Source organism: Marinomonas algarum, from assembly GCF_020532605.1.
Classification (GTDB): Bacteria; Pseudomonadota; Gammaproteobacteria; order Pseudomonadales; family Marinomonadaceae; genus Marinomonas; species Marinomonas algarum.
Genome location: NZ_JAJATW010000069.1, coordinates 1 through 1,244 on the forward strand (window position 1 = coordinate 1; position 1,244 = coordinate 1,244).

The following is a 1,244-nucleotide window of genomic DNA, read 5'->3' on the forward strand; positions in this document are numbered from 1 at the left end:
CTAATCCCGTATGATTACTTAGTAACACTCTTCGAAGAGCTGCCAAAACGACAGACCAACGAAAGTCTTGATGATCTGCTGCCATGGAATATCAAACGCATCTAGGTGGTGATGCTCTGACGCTTACGAGAGCTTAATGCCTTCTTGCTCTGCAAACTCACGTCTCGACAATTGGCTTTGGTAGAGTTTCTGTAAGATGGCTTCTTTAAAGGCACTTGAATGTCTTTGGTAATCCACTGGTTTTCACTTACCGTCCCCTGTCTATTTATAATAACAAATGAGGCGACAACTATCCTGACACAGGGGGGTCTCAAAAAAATAGATTTTGAAACCGTGAAAATCAACTCCAATTTTGTCGAAGAAATCAATGTGACTGATCATGATGAAAAGAAATTTCTCAATGCAATTATTGCCATGATTAAAAACTTAAACATTAATCTTATTTGTGAAGGCATCGAAAACAAACAGCAAATTGATTACTTATTGCAGCGTGGATGTACATTAGGACAAGGTTTCTATTATTCCAAAGCCATGCCTAGAAATGATATTTTGAACTACCTTAGCCTGTAAGGCACTACGAAAAAGGAAGCTATATGTCGAGCCTAACGCCAACTAAAATGGCGAAGATCTTAATTGTTGATGATGAAATGACCTCTATTGAAGCAATGCGATGTTTGTTAGAGGTGAATGTGGATGTGAAATCAACAGGCACTGGGTTAAGTGCGTTAGCCATGTTAAAAGAAGAGTCTTTCGATTTAATTCTTCTTGATATCGATCTACCAGATATATCAGGATTCGATATTTGCCGAAAAATAAAAGAAGACAAGTCTACAAAAAACATCCCTATCTTTTTTATCTCAGGCTATAAAGACCTTATTTTTGAGATGCAAGCCTATGATGCAGGCGCAGCCGACTATCTGTGTAAACCTGTTAACTTAATTAGGTTATTAATGCGCATTAACGTGAACTTAAACATTAAACTCCCTATCCCTAAATTGGGTTAAACAACATCTATTCTCGTTACACCACTCTTATACTCTAATAAGAAAAATCAAAAATATCATGGTGTTATGCGACCCGCTGTAATGTCAGTAAGGTCGCTGCCAACGTGTCCAAAGTAAGCGTCAGAGCATCACCACCTAGATGCGTTTGATATTCCATGGCAGCAGATCATCAAGACTTTCGTTGGTCTGTCGTTTTGGCAGCTCTTCGAAGAGTGTTACTAAGTAATCATACGGGATTAG

At 38.5% G+C, this 1,244-nt stretch carries 4 protein-coding genes; 3 read left to right on the forward strand and 1 reads right to left on the reverse strand.

What is annotated here, in order from left to right; translation table 11 throughout:
- The first annotated feature begins 3 nt into the window (after positions 1-3).
- From LG368_RS15315 to LG368_RS15325, 3 genes are all read left to right on the forward strand, one after another.
- The gene (locus LG368_RS15315) at positions 4-105 is read left to right on the forward strand and encodes a transposase domain-containing protein (RefSeq protein WP_226755533.1); all 102 of its coding nucleotides are present in this window, start codon (positions 4-6) and stop codon (positions 103-105) included.
- 114 nt (positions 106-219) lie between these two features.
- Positions 220-570 (forward strand): EAL domain-containing protein, encoded by a 351-nt coding sequence (locus LG368_RS15320; protein WP_226755553.1) that lies wholly within the window; start codon positions 220-222, stop codon positions 568-570.
- 23 nt (positions 571-593) lie between these two features.
- Positions 594-1,004, forward strand: a complete 411-nt coding sequence (locus LG368_RS15325; protein WP_226755554.1) for a response regulator — start codon at positions 594-596, stop codon at positions 1,002-1,004.
- Between the two features lie 135 nt (positions 1,005-1,139).
- Here LG368_RS15325 and LG368_RS15330 read toward each other — a convergent pair whose 3' ends face one another.
- A complete protein-coding gene (locus tag LG368_RS15330; RefSeq protein WP_226755533.1) occupies positions 1,140-1,241 on the reverse strand; it encodes a transposase domain-containing protein in 102 nt (33 codons plus the stop codon).
- Positions 1,242-1,244: the final 3 nt, after the last annotated feature.

Excerpts from the sequence above, each read along its gene's own strand:
- LG368_RS15325 (WP_226755554.1), top strand. The coding sequence starts at position 594 with ATGTCGAGCCTAACGCCAACTAAAATGGCGAAGATCTTAATTGTTGAT.
- LG368_RS15320 (WP_226755553.1), top strand. The coding sequence starts at position 220 with ATGTCTTTGGTAATCCACTGGTTTTCACTTACCGTCCCCTGTCTATTT.